This is a genomic window from Vibrio sp. Y176 (assembly GCF_033438945.1).
In genome coordinates this window covers 1-2,254 of the sequence record NZ_JAWOQS010000045.1, presented here as the reverse complement: position 1 = coordinate 2,254, position 2,254 = coordinate 1, and the positions used below count along the sequence as shown (strand labels likewise).

Genomic DNA, 2,254 nt, shown 5'->3' with positions numbered 1-2,254 from the left:
ATGCGTTGGTTTAAGTGATTAAGGTGGTATGCGGCGGCTTTGGTATTGCGTTGCTCACCCCTTAACAGGGCGTTATGAGCCAAGAGGATATTTAAATTGAGCAAAAAAACAAAGATACGGCTAGTTGTACTTGGTTCTGTGCCTAGAGATCTCGACTTATCATTGCTATCAAGTCGTAGCTCTGGCGTCTATGAAATCTTAAACTCAATCGAGACTTATGAAATTACCAAAGGCTCGGATGGTTACAATTGGGAGTTTTCCGATCAAATTTTAGGTGATTTGATTCCTGAAAAAGAAGGAGAAGAAATAACGATTACACTAACAAATGTGCCGCTAGAAGAAAACTGGTATAGCAGGCGACTAACAAATAATGTTGTCATTTTTACTTTCCACGAAATTGCGGATTATCTTCGTTTTCATAATATCGGACTGGAAAATGTAGTTTTTCGGTTACTTCATGCTTATACGCTCGTATACCGAGAAAACAAAGGCAGTATTCCCACCTGCTACGAATACAGTAATTTTACTCATGATGAAACCAAAGGTTGCATTTACGATATGAATGGCATCAAGTCAGATATCATATACTCTTGCGATGAACCTACAATTTGTGATTCTTGCTCTCAGCGATTGTTAACAAACGGGGTTTCGAGAGAATTAGTTTCTAAATCAAAGGATGAGCTAAAACTTGTCAGAAAGTCACTATTTTTCAGGCTGTCAGCGTGGGTTTCTGTACATCCAATCAGGTCAATTCTTATTGCCTCTGCTTGGTCTATCGTGATTGGAGTATTTTCTTCAGTTATAGCTAGTAATATATTCGGCAATGGCTCATAACAAAGCATTTAAGAGTGATTCGCAACGCTTGGCAGTTTCGCTTCGCTCAAGTATAGCCAAGCGTCGCTCACACCTTAATGCAGCGTTAGCATTTCCTTGGTGGAATAATGGAAAATTATAAATATATAGTAGATGCTTTAAGCTCTACGGCAGCTTTTATCGCAATACTGACTGTATTAATTAGTTGGTATAAAAATGCACAGCCTGCATTGAGGATTGAGCGTGTAGTCGTCCATAAAAGACAATCACATAGTGACTACATTATTGTTGTCCGAAATCGAAAACCTTATCCAGTAACCATCAATTCAATATCATGTTATAAAAAGTTATCGTTCATGGTAGAAAAAGAGAATGGTCAACCACCTGAATACCGGGAAGCATTATCGGAATCTGATCGAGTATTCTCGAAAAATGAAGTGTTGGAGTTTGCCGCTAACGGGCATACAGACATTCGGATTAAAGGTGGTGTTATTACCGAAGGTATATCCAAACTTTTGTTTTCTGCTCAAACTTCTCATGGATATCACAGGCAAGTATGCAAAGATATTTTGACTGTGAACATGACAGGAAAAACTAAAGTAATGGGTATGGAGGTCATGTTCAATACTGAGTCGAAACTAAAAGCAAAGGTAAAGTATGCATGGCTTAGTTTACGTAGCATGTGTGCACGGAAAAGCTAACAAACTGTTTAAGAGTGATTCGCAACGCGTGGCATTTTTACTATCCGTTGGTTTAAGTGATTAAGGTGGTGTGCGGAGGCTTTGGTATTGCGTTGCTCACACCTTAACAGGGCGTTATAACGCAGGGAGGCATATAAAAAAACAAGACTTATCTCAAATGGGAGAAGCTCATGTTTCAATTGGGAGGTTTGGTGGTGAACCTTGTATATATAAAAAAGGTGCATCTAACGTCGAGCTGGATTTTTACAAGTTTGCCGCTGACAAACTTGATGGTGTAAGTACTCCCAAATTACTTGATATAAGTGGTAATAACTTAGTCATCGAGTACATTCCTCATAGTGTTACGTTGGAGGAGCTACGCGCCTCGAACTGTGTATTCGAACAATTAGCGGCAATCCATAGTTCTAATTACCAACCTGAGTTTCTCGTGAAGAATCACGATTGGAAGGTTTGTGCTACTGATTCTGCAATGAATACATTGAACTTTCCTAAAGTTACTCAAGAATCGATAAAAAATATTCAGAAATTATCCGCTGAATTATTTGAATACAATAGTTTGATATCAGGTGACAGTAATGAAGGAAACTGGGGGATTCGAGATAATGGTGAGTTTGTTTTGTTTGACTGGGAACGTTTTGGTCGAGGTAGTCCTGCAATTGACTTTGTAGTGGTCAACTAAAATTGGCCACGGTTTTAGAGTTTTCCCAATATAACCGTTCTGATTCATTGGGAGTTAGGCC

At 38.9% G+C, this 2,254-nt stretch carries 3 protein-coding genes; all 3 read left to right on the top strand.

Annotated elements, in window-relative coordinates:
• The first annotated feature begins 96 nt into the window (after positions 1-96).
• The 3 genes from R7O13_RS23890 to R7O13_RS23880 all read left to right on the top strand — a co-directional run bounded on the left by R7O13_RS23890 (position 97) and on the right by R7O13_RS23880 (position 2,193).
• Positions 97-834 (top strand): hypothetical protein, encoded by a 738-nt coding sequence (locus R7O13_RS23890; protein WP_203346215.1) that lies wholly within the window; start codon positions 97-99, stop codon positions 832-834.
• Positions 835-941: 107 nt separating this feature from the next.
• A complete protein-coding gene (locus R7O13_RS23885; protein ID WP_172563625.1) occupies positions 942-1,514 on the top strand; it encodes a hypothetical protein in 573 nt (190 codons plus the stop codon).
• Between the two features lie 157 nt (positions 1,515-1,671).
• The gene (locus tag R7O13_RS23880; RefSeq protein ID WP_318304806.1) at positions 1,672-2,193 is read left to right on the top strand and encodes a hypothetical protein; all 522 of its coding nucleotides are present in this window, start codon (positions 1,672-1,674) and stop codon (positions 2,191-2,193) included.
• Positions 2,194-2,254 lie beyond the last annotated feature (61 nt).

What these genes read in the sequence shown, in the direction of transcription:
- R7O13_RS23880 (WP_318304806.1), top strand. Translation starts at nt 1,672, where the DNA reads ATGGGAGAAGCTCATGTTTCAATTGGGAGGTTTGGTGGTGAACCTTGT.
- R7O13_RS23885 (WP_172563625.1), top strand. Translation starts at nt 942, where the DNA reads ATGGAAAATTATAAATATATAGTAGATGCTTTAAGCTCTACGGCAGCT.